Here is a 16,165-nt window from a genome sequence, read left to right as displayed (position 1 = left end):
CCTGTTATGCCCGCCCATGTCAGGCGGTGTGAGAGCGCTCTCAGTCGAAGCGGGCCGCGAGCAGGACCACGTCCTCCTCGCCGTCCGCCGTGTCCATGCCGTCCGGCAGTACGGTGCGCAGCACGTGGTCGGCGATGGCCCCGGGGTCGCGGCGCAGGGTGCGGGGGATGCTCGCGGCGGCCGTGTGCAGCCGGGCGAAGGCACGGTCCATGGGGTCGCCGGTACGGTGCAGCAGCCCGTCGGTGTAGAGCAGGACGGTTTCCCCGGCCTCGGCCTGGATCTCCACGCTCGGCGCCTCCCAGCAGGCGAGCATGCCGAGCGGCGCTGAGACGGAGGTCTCGGCGAACTCGGTGCGCCGCTCACCGATCAGCAGGGGCGGGCTGTGCCCGGCACCGGCCAGGGTGATCTTGCGCAGGGCCGGTTCGCAATAGGCGAACAGGGCGGTGGCCGAGCGGGCGGGCTCGGTCAGGCGCAGCAGCAGCTCCAGGTCGGACAGGACGGCGACCGGGTCCTCGCCCTCCATCACGGCGTAAGCCCTGAGGGAGGCGCGCAGCCGGCCCATGGCGGCCACCGCGCTGGGCCCGGAGCCGGTGACCGAGCCGACGGAGAGGCCGAGGGCGGCGTCGGGCAGCGGCAGCGCGTCGTACCAGTCGCCGCCGCCGCGCGGGCCGGTGCGGTGCCGTGCGGCGAGCTGGACGCCGGCCACCCGCGGCAGCCGGGAGGGGAGCAGTTCCTCGGTGATCGTCGCCACGCACGCGCGCGTGCGCTCGACTTCCACGAGCCGTGCGAGGTGTTCGGCGGCGTGGCGGACGTACAGGCCGACGAGGTGGCGGCGGCGCTCGTCCGGTTCGGCGGGCTCGTCGTACAGCCACACGGCCGCGCCGAGGCGGCCCGCGGACGGGGTGGCCAGGGGAAGGGCGTAGCTGGCGGCGTAGCCGAGGCGGGCGGCCACCTCGCGGTGGCGGGGGTCGAGGCCGTCCTCGGCGAGCAGGTCGGCGTGCACGATCTCGGTGCCCGCACCGGCGCCCGTGCCGGCGTCGAGGAGGGTGCCGTAGGGCAGCGAGCCGCGCGGCACGGTCTCGATGTGGCCGAGGTCGGCGTGGCCGAGGCCGAGGCCGATGGTCGTACGGGGCGCGAGCCCGTCGTCCGGTTCCAGGACGACCAGGCCGCGGCGGGCGCCGACGAGGGCGGATCCGGCGCGCAGCAGTTCCTGGAGGGCGGGTTCGAGGGCGTTCGTGCGGGACAGGCGCTCGGTGAGTTCGTGGAGGGTCGTCAGGTCCGAGACCCAGCAGGCCAGCCGGTCCTGGAGCAGGGTGCCGGGAGCGGGGCCGGTGGGGGCGTTCGTGACGGGGTGTGTGCTGTCCGGGGAGGGGCCGGCGCCCGGGGTGGGGGGTGTGGGCGCGACAGTGTGTGCGGGCGTGGGGACCGTTGAATCGATTCCAGCCACTTTCGGAGGGTGCGGGGCGTTCATGGCGTCCGGCCTTCAGACCGGTGCGTATTGCTCAAAAGCATCGCAAACCCCCATGTCATTCTGCGCCGCTAGCAGTGTCTCCACATGTACACGCACTCGTGAGGGGATGTCCAGCATTGTCCTGCAGGGATTCCTGGTGTCCATGGGCCGGGTGTGGGTTTCTTCCGAAACCCTTGCCTTACCGCCAAGTTGGCTTAAAACTGCCTCAGGTATCGGTTCATTGCGGTCGACTGGGCTTGCTCCACAGAGCGTCACAGCGGTCGTGATGGGTACGTACTCGGAGAAGGCCAGGGGTGGCTGGGGGCCACCCGGAACCTGGCGACGGACCCGGGCGTCATAGCCACCGACGGCCGAGCCCCATCCTCCCGTGGCGGAGGCGGAGAGAAACACGCGCGACGGCAAAACGCCAGACTTCGCCACCCCCATGCCGCACCCGTGCTTTTGATAGACGCACTATGGACGCGGCCAATGCTCGACCCTTTGGGGTTCCCCTTGTCGTACGCAGGGGTGTGATGCGCCAACAGGTACGCACAGTGAAGTGATCGACACATGGTGTGATGTGGTCCACGGTGTTGCCAGCGGTGCAACGGAAAGGAACGAGCGCTCATGCGCGAGATCCTCGGAAGGCGACGCAGGCTCCTGTCCAGGCGGAAAGGCGGGAGGCCTGAGCTGATCAGCGCGGCCCTGACCTTCGCGACGGAATGGCAGTGGCCCGTACTCCCGGGCGTGGCCCCGGACCCGCAGGGGCGGGCCCGGTGCGCCTGCCCCGACCCGGAGTGCACGGTGCCCGGTGCGCACCCCTTCGACCCCGGCCTGCTCGCCGCCACCACCGACGCGCGCATGGTGCGCTGGTGGTGGGCCAACCGGCCGGCCGCGCCGATCATCCTCGCCACCGGCGGCATCGCGCCCTGCGCGGTCAGCCTGCCGGCGCTCGCGGCGTCCCGCGCCCTCGACCTGCTCGACCGGCGGGGCATGCGGCTCGGCCCGGTGGTCGCCGCGCCGACCCGCTGGGCGTTCCTCGTCAAGCCGTACTCCATGGAGCAGCTCGGCGAACTGCTCTACGCCAAGGACTTCGTCCCCGGTTCCCTGCGCTTCCACGGCGAGGGCGGATACATCGCCCTGCCGCCCTCCGAGACCGGCCAGGGCGACGTCCGCTGGGAGCGCGCCCCGCTCCCCGGCTCGGCCTCGCCCTGGGTGCCCGATGTGGAGGCCGTGGTGGACGCGGTCGTCGATGCCCTCACTCGTACGGGTGTGAGCGCACCCGAGTTGTAGGAGTGTCCGGCGCGGGCGGGCCCGATGCCCGCCCGCGGTCGTTATCTTCCGCTACATGCTGCGCTTTTCTGCGGGTCCCGGTACTCGGTCGCCGCACCGCGGCGGGTCGGACCCCCGAAGGCTTCGTCTGCTCGCCCTCGTGGGCGTCGCGGTGGCCGCGGTCGTGCTGCCGCTGGCCGTGGCGTCCGCGGGGCAGGTGGGCGACTCCGCGGAACCTCCGGGAGCGGGCGGCCGGTCCGCCGCACACGCACCGTCGTCCTCGTCCTCCCCGACGCCGTCCTCGTCGTCTTCGTCCACGTCGTCCTCCTCGGACGGCGACGCGAAGATGCCCCCCGTCGTGCCCACCCGTTCCCCGCTGCTGCTCGGCCTGGGCCTGGCCACCGCCGCGCGCTGCGGACCCGAACTCTCCTCCCCCGAGGGTGTCGAGGCGCAGACCTGTGTGCTGACGCAGGGCGACGACACCTGGGCGCGCACCTACTACCGCAACGCCACCGGCGAGGCCGTGGACTCCGTGCTGAGCCTGATGGGGCCGGGCGGCCGGACTGTGCAGATGCACTGCCCCACGGACGCCGGCGACGAACCCGCCACCTGTGAGACACCCCGTGAACGCACCCGGGGTTCGCTGGACGGCTACTCGGCCGTCACCGAGTTCGCCGCACGCGGGACGGAGGGGCGGCTGCTGTTGCGCTCCAGCAGCAACTCCGAGGAGTCAAAGGGGAGTTGACGCTCCGCGAGACGCTGTACACCGGACGCGGACATGGAAAGACCCGGTTGCTGGCGACGGGGGATGCACCAGCAACCGGGCTACTGGAACGGTAACAAGAGATCGGCGGTTAGCAAATTCGATCTCGGCTATTCGGACACCGATTTTCCTGTCACGACGGGGAGTTGTGACAGGAGTCACCTGATTCGGATGGTGTCCCTCACGGCTGACCGACCGGTCAGCCGTGAGCCCTTGCTCCGGAGTGCCTCAGCTGAGCGTGACCTGCCGGTTGGTCAGTCCGCCGCGCGCGCGGCGCTCGTCGGCGGTGAGCGGCTCGGTGGCGGCGAGGGCGGTGGCGAGCCGCTCGGCGAACTCGGCGGCCGGCTTCTCCACATCCTCGGCCGTGACGCCGCTCGGCAGGTCCCAGACCGGCACCGTGAGGCCGTGAGCACGGAAGGAACCCACCAGCCGGGTGCCCTCGCCGAGGTTGGAGCGGCCTGCCGCGTGCAGCCGGGCAAGAGCGTCCAGAAGCTGCTCCTCCGGATGCGGCATGACCCAGCGCAGGTGGTTCTTCTCCGGGGTCTCGCACCAGTACGCGGCATCCACGCCGGACAGCTTCACGGTCGGGATGGCGGCGGCGTTGGCCCGCTCCAGGGAGGCGGCCACGTCCGGAGTGGCGTTCTCCGCGTCCGGCACCCAGAACTCGAAGCCGCTGTGCACAACTGGCTCGAACGCGCCTTCCGGGTCGAGCAGGTCCTGAAGCCGCGGACCCTCGACGGGGGCGCGGCGGCCCTCCACCGGGGTGCCGGGCGCGGCCTCCAGCGCGCGCTGGAGGGTGTCGGCGAGGTCGCGGCTGATGTCGCCGGAGGGCGTGTCGTTCTGCAGGCCGAGCAGGACCGAGCCGTCGTCGCGCCGCAGCGCGGGCCAGGCCATCGGCAGCACCGTGGCCAGCGTGACCGACGGGACGCCCTCGGGCAGGCCGGCCTTCAGGGGCAGCTCGACCGTGGCGGCCGGCACCAGTTCGCGCAGCGCCACCCAGTCGCACTCGCCCGGCAGCCCCTCGAACGGGCGGTGCACCAGCTCGGTCGCGGCGTGCGCGGCGGCCCGGCCGTGACACGCCTTGTAGCGCCGGCCGCTGCCGCAGGGGCAGGGCTCGCGTGCGCCGACAACCGGGATCTCTCCGTCTGTGATCTGCGGCTTGGCCTTCGTCTGGGGTCGCTTCTTGGCCATCGTGGGGTCTCCCGGTTACGACTCGTCTCGTACGGTCGGGAGCCTAGCCGTTCGCGCCATGACCGACGGGAACCTGTGGACAAGGGACACATGGACGACGCCGACCGGGTGACCCTGTGGACAACTCCCGTGCTGCCCGCGCTCAGTCCAGGTCTTCGAACGCGTCCGCGAAGTCCAGTTCGGCCAGGGCCGGAACCGTGGAGGTGGTGACGCGCGTAGCGAAACCGCCGCGACGACACCCGGCATCCGGATCATGAACGTCTTCGTTGACCAGGACCCAGACCGTCACCTCGCCCTGGATGTCGTCCCGGACACCCCAGTCGTCGGCGAGGGCCGTGATGATGTTCAGCCCCCGGCCTCCGTGTGCCGTGACCGACGGGGTGGCCGGAGCCGGGCGGGTCGGGCCGCCGCCGTCCGTCACCTCCACGACGAGCCGCCCGCGCGGGTCCACCTGCCAGGCGGCGCGCACATCGCCGTCCCCGGCCAGGGCATCGCCCAGGGGGCGCCCGTGTTTGCAGGCGTTGCTCAATAGTTCGGAAAGGATCAGTACGGCATCGTCGATGACCGATTCCGATACGCCACCGCTGCGCAGCTGCGCACGCATGCGGTGCCTCGCCTTCCCCACGCCCGCAGGGCCATGGGGTACGGCCATGCTCGACGACGTGGGCACCTCCTGTGCCACCACCAACGCCACCCCCGAGACCTCCTTTGCCCCACGCCACGGTGTGGATGCCCCATTGGCCTGTACCGGAAACCGGCCAGTCCCCTTCCGGTGACGCATTCGCAACGACCGCATACGGAGCGAATGCGCCGGAGCACTTCCTGTCACGGACATGTCGTCGTGTGGCTGGATTTCATTGGTGTGGCCGAGAACGGAGGATGGCCGAGCCGAGCGGCCGGGTCAAGAGGTGCGGACCGGTCCTTACGTGGATCTTGTGCTCCGCTTTCCCGCACTCAGCGGCCCAGTTGGTGCAGCACCGCGCGCGGGCGGTTGGTGATGATGGCGTCGATGCCCAGGTCGACGCAGAGGTCCACGTCCTCGGGCTCGTTCACGGTCCAGACGTGGACCTGGTGGCCGGCTCGTTTCAGCCGCTCCACATAGGCCGGGTGGTTGCGCACGATGCGGATCGAGGGGCCCGCGATCTCCACGCCCGCCGGCAGCCGCCCGTCGCGCAGCCGGGGCGAGAGGAACTGGACCAGGTAGACCGTCGGCAGCGTCGGTGCCGCGGCACGCACGCGGTGCAGCGAGCGCGCCGAGAAGCTCATGATCCGTACCGGCGACTCGGCGGCCGAGGGCGGCGCGTCCAGCCCGAACCGCTTCAGCAGGTGCAGCAGCCGCTCCTCCACCTGCCCGGCCCAGCGCGTGGGGTGCTTGGTCTCGATGGCCAGCTCCACCCGCCGCCCGGCGTCCGAGACCAGCTCCAGCAGCCGCTCCAGGGTGAGTACGGAGGTGTCCGCCGAGTCCTCCGGCCGGTGCTCCCAGTCGGGCTCCTCGTCGCGCCCGCGCCAGGCCTCGCGCGTCTTCCATGAGCCGAAGTCCAGCGCGGCGAGATCGGCCAGCTCCAGGGCGGAGACGGCTCCGCGCCCGTTGGAGGTGCGGTTCACCCGCCGGTCGTGGACGCAGACCAGGTGGCCGTCGGCGGTCAGCCGTACGTCGCACTCCAGGGCGTCCGCCCCGTCCTCGATCGCCTTCTTGTACGCGGCCAGGGTGTGCTCGGGCGCGTCCTCGGATGCCCCCCGGTGGGCGACGACCTGGATGGGGTGCTGTGGTGCGTGGGTCACCGCGTCATGGTGCCACCGACACGGGGACGGAGGGCGGCGCGGGTCCGTCCGTGCGGCGAACGGGGGCATCCAGCCTGCCCGTTTATGTGCCTTTTGCAAGAAAGGTCATATATAAAGAGTGATCCTGGACCCACAGCCACCGCTTATGGTGCTCTGACGGCCCGTGGGAAAAGCTGACTGCATACATCAGGAACGCGGAACCATGCCAGCTGCATCGCGCCGGGCCCACGCTTCACGGGCGACCAACATGCACGCCGCGACAGGCGCGAACGAACATGACCGAGTGTGACCGAGTGCGACCGAGAACAACTGCCGTGGATCGAGGAGAAGAGCTGTGAGCACCGAGAACGAGGGCAACGCGGTACCCCCGGCCCCGTCCGCACCTCCCGTGCCGGTGGCCTCTCCCACTGCCTCCCCGGAGGGCTCCGCCCCGGACGGGGGCGCGCCGACGACTCCGCTCCCGCCGGTTCCCCAGAGTGCCCCGGGCGCCTCGGAACAGGGCCCCGCCGGCCCGCCCGAGAGCGCGCACGCCTCCGGTCCCGCCCCTGAGGCCCACCAGCCGTACGGCGGCCAGACCTCCGGGGCCCACCAGCCCTACGGCGGCCCCACCGCCCCCGAGGCCCACCAGCCCTACGGCGGCCCGGCCCCCGACGGCTCCTGGCCGCCCCCGCCCCCGGCCACGCCCTCCTACGGCGAGGGCGGCGCCGGTGGCGTCGGCTGGGGCGCGTCGTACCAGCAGCCCGCCCCCAAGCCCCGCAGCGGGCGCGGCGGGCTGGTCGCGGCGGTCCTGGTGGCCGCGCTGGTCGCGGGCGGCCTGGGCGGCGGCCTCGGCTACACCCTGGCGAAGGACAACGACAGCAGCGGTTCCACCACCGTCTCCGCCTCCGACGGCAGCGCCTCGCAGGTCAGGCGCGCCCCCGGCACGATCGCCAATGTGGCCGCCCAGGCGCTTCCCAGCACGGTCACCATCGAGGCGGAGAGCACCAACGGCGAGGGCGGCACGGGCACCGGGTTCGTCTTCGACAAGCAGGGCCACATCGTCACCAACAACCACGTGGTCGCCGAGGCCGTCGACGGCGGCAAGCTGACCGCGACCTTCCCGAACGGCAAGAAGTACGACGCGGAGATCGTCGGCCACGCCCAGGGGTACGACGTCGCCGTCATCAAGCTCAAGAACGCCCCGTCCGACCTCAAGCCCCTCGCCCTCGGCGACTCCGACAAGGTGGCCGTCGGCGACGAGACCATCGCCATCGGCGCCCCCTTCGGCCTGTCCAATACGGTCACCACGGGCATCATCAGCGCCAAGAACCGCCCGGTGGCCTCCAGCGACGGCAGCTCCTCGAGCAAGGCGTCGTACATGAGCGCCCTGCAGACCGACGCGTCGATCAACCCCGGCAACTCGGGCGGCCCGCTGCTGAACGCCTCCGGCGCGGTCATCGGCATCAACTCGGCGATCCAGTCGACCGGCAGCGGCGGGTTCGGCTCCGGCCAGTCCGGTTCGATCGGCCTCGGCTTCGCGATCCCGATCAACCAGGCCAAGTACGTCGCCCAGCAGCTGATCAAGACCGGCAAGCCGGTGTACGCCAGGATCGGCGCGTCCGTCTCCCTGGAGGAGTCCACGGGCGGCGCGAAGATCACCGACCAGGGCGCGGCCGGCGCCGCCGCGATCGAGTCCGGCGGCCCGGCCGACAAGGCAGGCCTCAAGCCCGGGGACGTCATCACCAAGCTCGACGACAACGTGATCGACAGCGGCCCGACCCTGATCGGCGAGATCTGGACCCACAAGCCCGGCGACAAGGTCAAGATCACCTACACGCGGGACGGCCAGGAGCACACGGTGGACCTCGCCCTCGCCTCCAGGACGGGCGACAGCTGATCAGCACGCGCGCGTAACGGGGGTGCCTCTCGCCGAGAGGCACCCCCTTGTACTGCGGCCGCTCACAGTGCTGGGAAAGTCCCCGCGGGGGCACAAGATCGGCCGACGGCGGCCCCCGCACGGACCACGACCCGCCCCGCTCCCGGTGCGCTGTACCCGCCTGGCCTCCGGCGGGCGGAGGCGAGGTGGGTTGCCCGAGCGGCCTAAGGGAACGGTCTTGAAAGACGTGCCTTCCAGCAGCACGCCCATGCTCGTCACGTGAATGAGTAGAAGGACCCCCCGCGCTGCTCCATAGAGGGGCTTGCGCAGGGGGAAAGGACTCCTCAGACCAAGTCAAGCGGGACTCGACCTGCCCTCGGAACGTCCGGCCAGAGCTTCCCGTCTCACGCGAGGGCGGGAGTCACGTTGGCGTGCGCCTGAGCAGGCGTGTACTTCTCGCTGCCGTCGTAGACAGCCTGGTATCCAGTGCTGACCGCCTTGAACCAGAACAGGGGGTCTCCCAGGTACGACCCGGAGTTCACCGTCGCGGTGCCGTTGGAATCGGTGATGCCGGTGCCGACCACCGTCTCGCCGACCTTGAAGGTGATCTTCTCGCCTACGACCGGCTTGCCGTTCTTGTCCATGAGCGTTGCCCTTCCGGTGCCGCTCGCCAGGCCGGTGACGGTGCCCTTCGTGTCCGACGCAGTCAGCTGGACGGCCTCCTTCTGGCCGTTCTGACTGCCCTTGTGCTTGTCGTCCTGGTCAGACTTGTCCTCCTTCTTCTTCTTCAGGTCTTCGTTTTCCTTCTTCAGCTGGTCGTTCTCCGCCCTCAGCCGGGAAATCTCGGCCATCATGCTGTCGTCGAACGTGGTCGTCATGGGATGCCCTCCTCGGATCTCGTGCATCGCGCCTTGCGATGACGTCACCAGAGTTGGCATGAAGAGATGTATCCGGCATATTCGATTGCCCCAATTGGGTTATGTGGGACCGTGCCGAAGAGGGCACGCCTTGAGTGCTCGGCGCGGTGTGGCATCTTGCCTCGATCGATTGGGATGGTGTTGAGGGACCGTTGAAGCCGCCGTTGCCGCGGGACCACCGGCGCTTCCCTCTCGAATAGGGGCCCTCCCGGGAAACGCGTCGTTCCCATGTGGCATCGGGTGGCGAGGTGCTGCAGGTCCTCCGGAGATCGACGCCGCAACCTGGGCTCCACCCGAGCCGCGGAACGACCAACCCACTGGTGTTCCCACGTTCACCTGTTCGGGTCCTTCCGATGGCGGCTCGATGCGGGCGGCAAAACCATAGAGGCGACAGCGATGTCAGAGGCATTTGCCAGCGGCGCACCAATTATCGGTGGCCACGCGGAACACGGAGGATCGCCCATGCCCATTACCCCCGTACGCCCTGTACCGCCCACGGACTCCCCGCAGGTGATCGTTCACTCAGCCAGCGGCCTGTTCATCACGCCGATCGGTCACACGCACGATCCCGGGGAGGTCCGGCTGTGGCGGGGGGGAGTGAGGACCAACAACAAGCAGGACATGTGGGAGTTCATGCCTGCCGACGATCAAGGGCTGTGGCGGATCAAGAACGGTCAGGACGACCTGTACCTGACGATCAGGGACAAGCACCCGAAGGCGGTCGTTTATCAGGACCGCTGGAACGAGAGCAACAAGGGACAGCTCTGGCGGATGGTCCAGGCGGATCCCGCGCAGGCCGATGTGGTCATCGCCTCGGCGCTGGACGAGCGGCTCGTGATCGCGCCGGTCGAGAGCTGCCAGTGGGCCGAGGCCACCCTGGAGGTTGACCAGGTCGGACCCTACTCGGACCAGTTCTGGCGCTGGCGCAGCCCGCGCGGATAACGTCGGCCGGCCACCCCGGCCGGAGGCTACCGCTTCACCGGCTCCGTTCGGTCCGCAGCGTGGACCGAGGACAGCGAGAAGGCGCCATCCTCTCCCCCAGCAGGGCGAGGATGGCGCCTTTGGCGCGAGAGCCACGCGGTCTATTCGTCGCCACCAGCCTTCAAGGCCCCCTTGCGGTTGCTGCGCAGTCCTGCACGGTGGCTGCCGGACGGTAGTGGTTGCTCTGGTTGCTGTACTTCCGTGCTGTACGGGGCACGGTAGCTACCCCGCCTTCGTTCCTTTATGTCGCGATTGGCGATATCTTGTCGGGTAAGTGGTCTGTTCGTCTTCCGGCGAAGGTCACGCGGCGGTGGGGCTCGCCGTACCCGAACCGCGGCATTCGGTGCCGCCAACAGTCCCTACTCGTGAAGTGATCTGTTGCCCCGTTCGTGGGCCCGCGCGAGTAGGAGGGTTACGGCATGAGAGGGAAGCGCACCGTAGCCCGTGCCGTCTGTCAATTCCGTGGGCGAGCGCAGGGGTGTGTGTCCGGCGCAAACGCTGCGGAGCGCGGCTGTCGGGCCGCGTGCGTGACAGCCAGGAGGACACCATGATGCCGACGGGGAAGGCCCTGCAACTGACGATCTTCATCGAGGAATGCGACACCTGGCATCACAGGCCGCTGTCCGCCGAGATCGTGCATCGCGCCCATGAGGCGGGGCTGGCCGGGGCGACCGTCCTCCGCGGTGTCGAGGGATTCGGGGCTTCCTCAGTGATGCACGGTTTCCGGCTGCTGTCGATCAAGCAGAATCTACCGCTGGCCATCATGATCATCGACGACGAGGAACGAATCCGCCGTTTCCTGCCGACACTGCGGGAACTGATCGACGAAGGACTCGTGATCGTCGAGGACGTCGACGTCGTGCATTGTGCAGTACCGCGGCAGGCGCAGGGTGGAGTAAGAGCCTGAAGGCGGTGTCGGCAGTGCCGACTATCCGAATACTGCCTGGGAGAGGGCCAGGCCGAGGAAAACGGCCCCGAGTCCGGCGACGACCGAGGCCACCACGTTGGCCGCCGCGAGAAAGCGTGCTCCGGCCTCGGCCAGACTCAGCGTCTCGTAGGAGAACGTGGAATACGTGGTCAGGGCTCCGCACAAGCCTGTGCCCAAATAGAGCTGCACGTCTTGCGGCGCAGCCCCGGCCATGGCTGCGCCGGTCAGTGCGCCCAGGATCACCGACCCGGTGACGTTCGCGGCGAAGGTGCCCCATGGAAAGGTGGTGTCGTGGCGGGCCTGGACCGTCCGGTCGATGAGGTACCGCAAGGGGGCGCCGATGACGCCGCCCAGTGCGACGAGCAGGAACCTCATGTGCTCGCGGCTTCCCGACCCTTGTAGTGGACCACTTCGACCTCTTGTACGGTGACCAGGCCCTCGATGCCCAGCTCCTCCAGCTGTGGCATGAAGGAGCGGATCCGTTCCTCCTCGTCGACGATGACGACCGTCGTCGGCAGGTCGTCGGCCATGGACAGCAGCCGTGTCGTATGCACGACCGAAGTCGCTCCAAAACCCTCCACGCCGCGGAACACCGTCGCCCCGGCCAGCCCGGCTTCGTGCGCGCGGTGCACAATCTCCGTGAACAGGGGTTTGTGATGCCATGTGTCGGTGTCGTCGACAAAGATCGTCATGCGCAGCGCGCGTCCGCTGAGTCTCATCTCGATCCCCTCATCACCAGGACGACACGGCGGGCGCTGACCACGCCGATCTTCACGGCGGTCATCGCGAAGACCACGGTCGCCGCCAGGTAGGCCAAGGCGATGCCGGCCCTGTCCTCACGCACCAGGCGCTCGATGTCGGCGCAGTAGGTGGAGAAGGTCGTGAAGCCACCAAGGACCCCCGTGGCAAAGAACGGGCGCAGCAACGGATGAGCTGTCCACCCCTCGGTGATCGCCACCAGGAACACGCCGATGATCAAGCACCCGACAGCGTTCACGCCCAGCGTCGTCCACGGGAAATCCGCCTTGCCCGTCGGCCACATCATCGCCGCCGCATAGCGGGCACAGGCTCCTATCGCTCCGCCCGCGGCGACAACTGTGAGCACCTGCAATTGCCTGTGCCGAGCGTCCCGGCGCTGCCTCGCCTTTTCCGCGGCGGAGATTTCCACCGTTGCGGTCGCCGCAGAATGCTGGGCTCGTTGATCACTCACGCCGTCTTCCCCCACACGCCGCTGCACGTGGACCTTGTGGGGCTACTCCTGCCCGTAACCAGCACTGACAGCGGTCGGTCAGGCACTGCACACCGGCCATCCGGCCGCTTATCGGACAAATCCCACCTTAAGCCTTGGGTCGGGTGGTGCAGCAGGACGGCGATCGCGCCGACCGTGAAAACGGGAACGGCGCCCCCTCCATCCCGGTGTCGGCCGATCCCCGCCGGAGGCTCTGTTCCGACGGAGCGGGTGCACGGTGATCGGCTCATGGCCATCGGCCCAACCACTGTGACGTGCGAAGGCGCAGCCGGGCGGAGCGGGCCGGAGGCAGGAGCGGCGCCCGAGTGGAGCCGTGAGCGCGCCGGCGCAGCGGGGCATGAACCTGTGGAGCAAGTTGTAACTCTCAGCCTGGCTGGGACCAGAACGTCAGGCAGCAGCTGGGATCTGACAGCCTGGCTGGGCCCGAAGTCCTGCGTACGCTGCGAGTCGGTGCCACCGTTCAGCGCTGATGGCAACGACGACACACAGAGAACGTTGGTCACGACCGTCAGCGATCAGCCGGGAGGAAGGCGGAGCGCCCGCCCAACCACCTGCCCGATCCCAAGGATCAGAAGGTGCAGCCCCGCTCTGCGCTCCTACGCAAGAGAGCCACGGGTGACCATGGGAGCGGGAGCCAGCGGTGACCGTGTCCCTTGAGGATGCCAGCACGGCACTGGGCTTCCGCGTGTCGGCGTGCGTCTCGGACCAGATGCTTGATCCATGCAGTGGCCCTGGGGCGGAACAGAGCCAGTGGACCCTGTGTGGACCACGCCCCCCGCGGAGCGCTCGCTCCCGGTACGCTGTACCCGCTCCGCACCTGGTGGACGGGGCAGCAGGTGGGTTGCCCGAGCGGCCTAAGGGAACGGTCTTGAAAACCGTCGTGGCGCGAGTCACCGTGGGTTCAAATCCCACACCCACCGCAGTGGTTGACGGCCCCTGACCAGCTTTTATGGTCGGGGGCCGTTGCCGTCCCCGCTGCCCACTCGGCACCGTCCTTCCCCGTGGATTCCCGCTCGATCGGGCACGGAAGGGGCACGCGCGGGGCACGGCATCCGAAGATCCAATGGGCCGCGGACCGGCGCTCGCTATCGGTTGATCGGGATCTCGTAGACGATCTCGCAGTGAGCGGCGGGCACCACGATGTCCGCCGTCTCCACGGGCGGTCCCTGGTCGCTGTAGTACGTCCGCCGGATGTGCGTGACGAGCGCGGCCTTCTGGATGCCGAGCAGTGATGCCTCCTCGGCGGTCGCCTGCCGCGGCTCGGGCTGCTCCACGGCGTGGCTGACGGTGATTCCCATCGCGGCCATACGGTTCACGACGCCCGCCCCCGCATGCGGCCCTCCTTCGGGGAGGACGACGAGAGTGCCGGCGGTGAGGTCGTACGGCTCCCAACTCGTCGACAGCTGTACCGGCCTGCCGTCGGCCAGGAACTCGTACGTCGTCCGGACGCAGAGGTCGCCCTCGGCGATGCCGAGCCGGGCTGCGATGTCCGCCGGTGCCGGCACCTTGGCGTCGGTCCGGGGCTCCAACGAGTGGATCACCTCACCCTGGTCTGTGTTGCCTCCATGTCGTAAGTCGGGCACGCCCATCACACCATCGAAAGACGCGCTGTAAGAGCCCTGTGCCTCGTGGTGGCATGCGCGTGAGGCTCTGATCACGTCATCCGATGGGAACGGTGCCCGGCGTCTAGGGTCTCCTTCCGTGTGTCGAACGCGATCTGCGAACCGCGGACTGCCGGCGTCGACACGTACGAGGACGTGGACGGTCCGTTGGGGGTACGCGGTGGAGCACAGGACGCTGGGGCAGCGGTACGAGCTGGTGGAGCAGCTTGGACACGGTGGGATGGGCACGGTGTACCGGGCCGTCGACCACCGCCTGCGCCGTACTGTCGCGGTCAAGACGCTCTCCGCCGAGCTGGTGCGGCAGCCGCAGTTCCTCGCCCGGTTCCAGCGCGAGGCACACGCGGCCGCCGCGCTCAACCACCCCGGCGTGGCAACCGTGTACGACGTGGGCGAGGACGCGGTGGACGGCTTCGCCGTGCCGTACCTGGTCATGGAGTACGTCGAGGGTCGGACCCTCGCCCAGGCGCTGGGGGACGGACCGCTGTCGACCGAGCAGGCGGTGGACGCGGCGGGGCAGGTGCTTGAGGCCCTGCGGCACAGTCATGGCCACGGCATAGTGCACCGGGACATCAAGCCGGCGAACGTCATGCTCACCCAGGCCGGGACGGCCAAGGTCCTCGACTTCGGCATCGCGAAGGCGCTCAGCGAGATGGCGACCCGACTGACCGGGACGGGCGTGGCAGTCGGTACGCCCGCCTATCTGGCGCCGGAGCAGATCGAAGGCCGCGACACGGACCACCGGACGGACCTGTACGCGGTGGGCTGCCTGCTGTACGAGTTGCTGACCGGCCGCCCTCCGTACACCGGGGAGTCGCCGTTCTCAGTGATGCACCAGCACTTGGTACAGGAGCCTGTGCCGCCGTCGCGGCTGCGCCCGGGACTGCCGCCAGGTGTGGACGCGGTCGTGCTGCGGGCGCTGCACAAGTGCCGGGAGGACCGGTTCGCTGACGCGGCGGAGATGAAGGCGGAACTGGATCGGGCCGCGCAGATACCCACGGCGCCCACGATGCCGACCCCGACCGCTATGGATCCCCGTGCTCAGGCGGTCCAGCCCGAGCCGTCAGAGGCTCCGCGACACGACCGTGCTGCGACGGGATCCGAGTGGATCAGGTCCATGGGGCGGGTGGTGTTCCAGCCGACACCGGAGGGGATGGTCGCGCTCCTCGGCAGCATCCTCGCGGTGGTGGTGTCGCGGTCCGAGATGATCGACACTGAGCACTTCCCTCTGGTCGCGCTGTTCAGTGGCCTCGCGGGGTGTGCACTGCTGCTGTGGTCGGCGCGCCTGGCATGTGCCGTGGCCTGGGCTCCGGTGGCGGAGGCCGTGGCGGTGTGGTCGGAGTTCTCCCGCGCCAGCCTGGGCTGGGAGGTGCGGTACGTCGTCATCGCCCTGCTGCTGGGGCTCGTAGCCGGGTTGTGCCTGACCGCCGGCTACCGAGACGAGCGCTCGGGCGGGTTCGCGCTGGTGGCGTTCTGGTTCACGGGGCTGACGTCGGTGTGGTATTTCCTCGACGACCTGCGCAAGCTCGGCGTGTTCTACGTCCTGCTGCTCGGGGTCTGCCTCGCCCTCGGCGTCCAGACTCTGAAGACCCGTCTCGCCGATTCCCGCAGCCCCGCCATCTCGGCCCCGGAGCCGGCCGCCCGCTGATTCGGTCCTGGCTCGCAGGCCCCGTCCTTTGGGTCATGCCGGGGAGTGCCCGGCTTCCGGAGAGCGCCAGATCTACATCAACCTATGGGTGAACCTTCGTTGGAGTGTGTTGCCTCCAATACACAAGTCGGGTGAGGCGCTCAAGGAGAATCGGGAAGCGCTCTGACCTGCCTCTTCGCTGAGCTGCCACTGTTCATTCTTCCGGTCCACTCGCGCCGTATAGATCATCCATACGTGGGAGCTAGCTGGGACAGGCACAAAATGACCTCGTCAGCCAGTTGCGATACCGCTTCAGGCCCCTCCAGCTGCACCTTATGCACCGAGCCTCCGGCCGCCCCAACTGCTGCGTCGACCTCTGCAGCTACGGCGCCGATGTCGCCCGCCTCCTCGACATGGGAGCGCGTGATCATGTCGCCAAGCTTGTCGCCATCGTGATTGACGGCATGGGCGTCAGCCAGGACTGCTTATACACCTGTCGACGGTGATCGATCTGGAGTTCTCGTACCTGCC

Annotated in this window: 15 protein-coding genes and 1 tRNA gene; 7 read left to right on the top strand and 9 right to left on the bottom strand. The window is 69.2% G+C overall.

Going from position 1 to position 16,165, the window contains the following annotated elements; genetic code table 11:
• Positions 1-40: 40 nt before the first annotated feature.
• Positions 41-1,471 (bottom strand): PP2C family protein-serine/threonine phosphatase, encoded by a 1,431-nt coding sequence (locus ABZ471_RS17785; RefSeq protein ID WP_359067476.1) that lies wholly within the window; start codon positions 1,469-1,471, stop codon positions 41-43.
• Positions 1,472-2,077: 606 nt separating this feature from the next.
• Between ABZ471_RS17785 and ABZ471_RS17780 the strand changes: the two genes are divergently transcribed.
• Together ABZ471_RS17780 and ABZ471_RS17775 are read left to right on the top strand one after the other, a co-directional pair.
• Positions 2,078-2,743: a bifunctional DNA primase/polymerase gene (locus tag ABZ471_RS17780; protein ID WP_359067474.1), complete on the top strand. Its 666-nt coding sequence runs from the start codon at positions 2,078-2,080 to the stop codon at positions 2,741-2,743.
• Positions 2,744-2,882: 139 nt separating this feature from the next.
• Positions 2,883-3,467 (top strand): hypothetical protein, encoded by a 585-nt coding sequence (locus ABZ471_RS17775; protein WP_359067472.1) that lies wholly within the window; start codon positions 2,883-2,885, stop codon positions 3,465-3,467.
• 246 nt (positions 3,468-3,713) lie between these two features.
• On the opposite strand, the gene ABZ471_RS17770 is transcribed toward ABZ471_RS17775, so the two are convergent.
• From ABZ471_RS17770 to ABZ471_RS17760, 3 genes are all read right to left on the bottom strand, one after another.
• Positions 3,714-4,676, bottom strand: a complete 963-nt coding sequence (locus tag ABZ471_RS17770) for a DUF5926 family protein (RefSeq protein ID WP_359067470.1) — start codon at positions 4,674-4,676, stop codon at positions 3,714-3,716.
• Positions 4,677-4,818: 142 nt separating this feature from the next.
• Positions 4,819-5,457 carry an ATP-binding protein gene (locus tag ABZ471_RS17765; RefSeq protein WP_359067604.1) on the bottom strand — a complete coding sequence of 213 codons (639 nt, stop codon included), beginning with the start codon at positions 5,455-5,457 and terminating at the stop codon, positions 4,819-4,821.
• Between the two features lie 173 nt (positions 5,458-5,630).
• Entirely contained in the window at positions 5,631-6,458 is an 828-nt protein-coding gene (locus ABZ471_RS17760) for a glycerophosphodiester phosphodiesterase (RefSeq protein ID WP_359067468.1), read from the bottom strand.
• Between the two features lie 334 nt (positions 6,459-6,792).
• Between ABZ471_RS17760 and ABZ471_RS17755 the strand changes: the two genes are divergently transcribed.
• The gene (locus tag ABZ471_RS17755) at positions 6,793-8,334 is read left to right on the top strand and encodes a trypsin-like peptidase domain-containing protein (RefSeq protein WP_359067466.1); all 1,542 of its coding nucleotides are present in this window, start codon (positions 6,793-6,795) and stop codon (positions 8,332-8,334) included.
• A 383-nt stretch (positions 8,335-8,717) separates the two neighbouring features.
• Here the strand turns inward: ABZ471_RS17755 and ABZ471_RS17750 are convergent, their stop codons facing one another.
• On the bottom strand, positions 8,718-9,191 hold the full coding sequence (locus tag ABZ471_RS17750; RefSeq protein ID WP_359067464.1) for an Ig-like domain-containing protein: 474 nt from the start codon (positions 9,189-9,191) through the stop codon (positions 8,718-8,720).
• Positions 9,192-9,692: 501 nt separating this feature from the next.
• On the opposite strand from ABZ471_RS17750, the gene ABZ471_RS17745 reads away from it, so the two are divergent.
• Together ABZ471_RS17745 and ABZ471_RS17740 are read left to right on the top strand one after the other, a co-directional pair.
• Positions 9,693-10,172: an RICIN domain-containing protein gene (locus tag ABZ471_RS17745; RefSeq protein WP_359067462.1), complete on the top strand. Its 480-nt coding sequence runs from the start codon at positions 9,693-9,695 to the stop codon at positions 10,170-10,172.
• 586 nt (positions 10,173-10,758) lie between these two features.
• Complete coding sequence (locus ABZ471_RS17740) at positions 10,759-11,118, top strand: DUF190 domain-containing protein (RefSeq protein WP_359067460.1); 360 nt, start codon at positions 10,759-10,761, stop codon at positions 11,116-11,118.
• A gap of 21 nt (positions 11,119-11,139) precedes the next feature.
• Here ABZ471_RS17740 and crcB (ABZ471_RS17735) read toward each other — a convergent pair whose 3' ends face one another.
• Genes crcB (ABZ471_RS17735) through crcB (ABZ471_RS17725) form a run of 3 tightly spaced genes read right to left on the bottom strand, consistent with a single transcriptional unit; the run spans position 11,140 to position 12,301 of the window.
• Positions 11,140-11,514, bottom strand: a complete 375-nt coding sequence (crcB, locus tag ABZ471_RS17735; protein WP_359067458.1) for a fluoride efflux transporter CrcB — start codon at positions 11,512-11,514, stop codon at positions 11,140-11,142.
• Positions 11,511-11,858, bottom strand: coding sequence for a DUF190 domain-containing protein (locus tag ABZ471_RS17730; protein WP_359067456.1), 348 nt, complete (start codon positions 11,856-11,858; stop codon positions 11,511-11,513). The genes crcB (ABZ471_RS17735) and ABZ471_RS17730 overlap by 4 nt, the downstream gene beginning before the upstream one ends.
• Complete coding sequence (crcB, locus tag ABZ471_RS17725) at positions 11,855-12,301, bottom strand: fluoride efflux transporter CrcB (protein ID WP_359067602.1); 447 nt, start codon at positions 12,299-12,301, stop codon at positions 11,855-11,857. Before crcB (ABZ471_RS17725) ends, ABZ471_RS17730 begins: the two co-directional genes overlap by 4 nt.
• Before the next feature lie 922 nt (positions 12,302-13,223).
• Between crcB (ABZ471_RS17725) and ABZ471_RS17720 the strand changes: the two genes are divergently transcribed.
• Positions 13,224-13,308, top strand: a tRNA-Ser gene (locus ABZ471_RS17720).
• Positions 13,309-13,473: 165 nt separating this feature from the next.
• On the opposite strand, the gene ABZ471_RS17715 is transcribed toward ABZ471_RS17720, so the two are convergent.
• Positions 13,474-13,977 carry a UTRA domain-containing protein gene (locus ABZ471_RS17715; protein WP_359067454.1) on the bottom strand — a complete coding sequence of 168 codons (504 nt, stop codon included), beginning with the start codon at positions 13,975-13,977 and terminating at the stop codon, positions 13,474-13,476.
• A 193-nt stretch (positions 13,978-14,170) separates the two neighbouring features.
• On the opposite strand from ABZ471_RS17715, the gene ABZ471_RS17710 reads away from it, so the two are divergent.
• The gene (locus tag ABZ471_RS17710) at positions 14,171-15,655 is read left to right on the top strand and encodes a protein kinase (protein WP_359067451.1); all 1,485 of its coding nucleotides are present in this window, start codon (positions 14,171-14,173) and stop codon (positions 15,653-15,655) included.
• Positions 15,656-16,165: the final 510 nt, after the last annotated feature.

It is taken from the genome of Streptomyces sp. NPDC005728, assembly GCF_040630895.1.
Lineage (GTDB): Bacteria > Actinomycetota > Actinomycetes > Streptomycetales > Streptomycetaceae > Streptomyces.
This window is presented reverse-complemented; position numbering and strand designations above follow the sequence as displayed.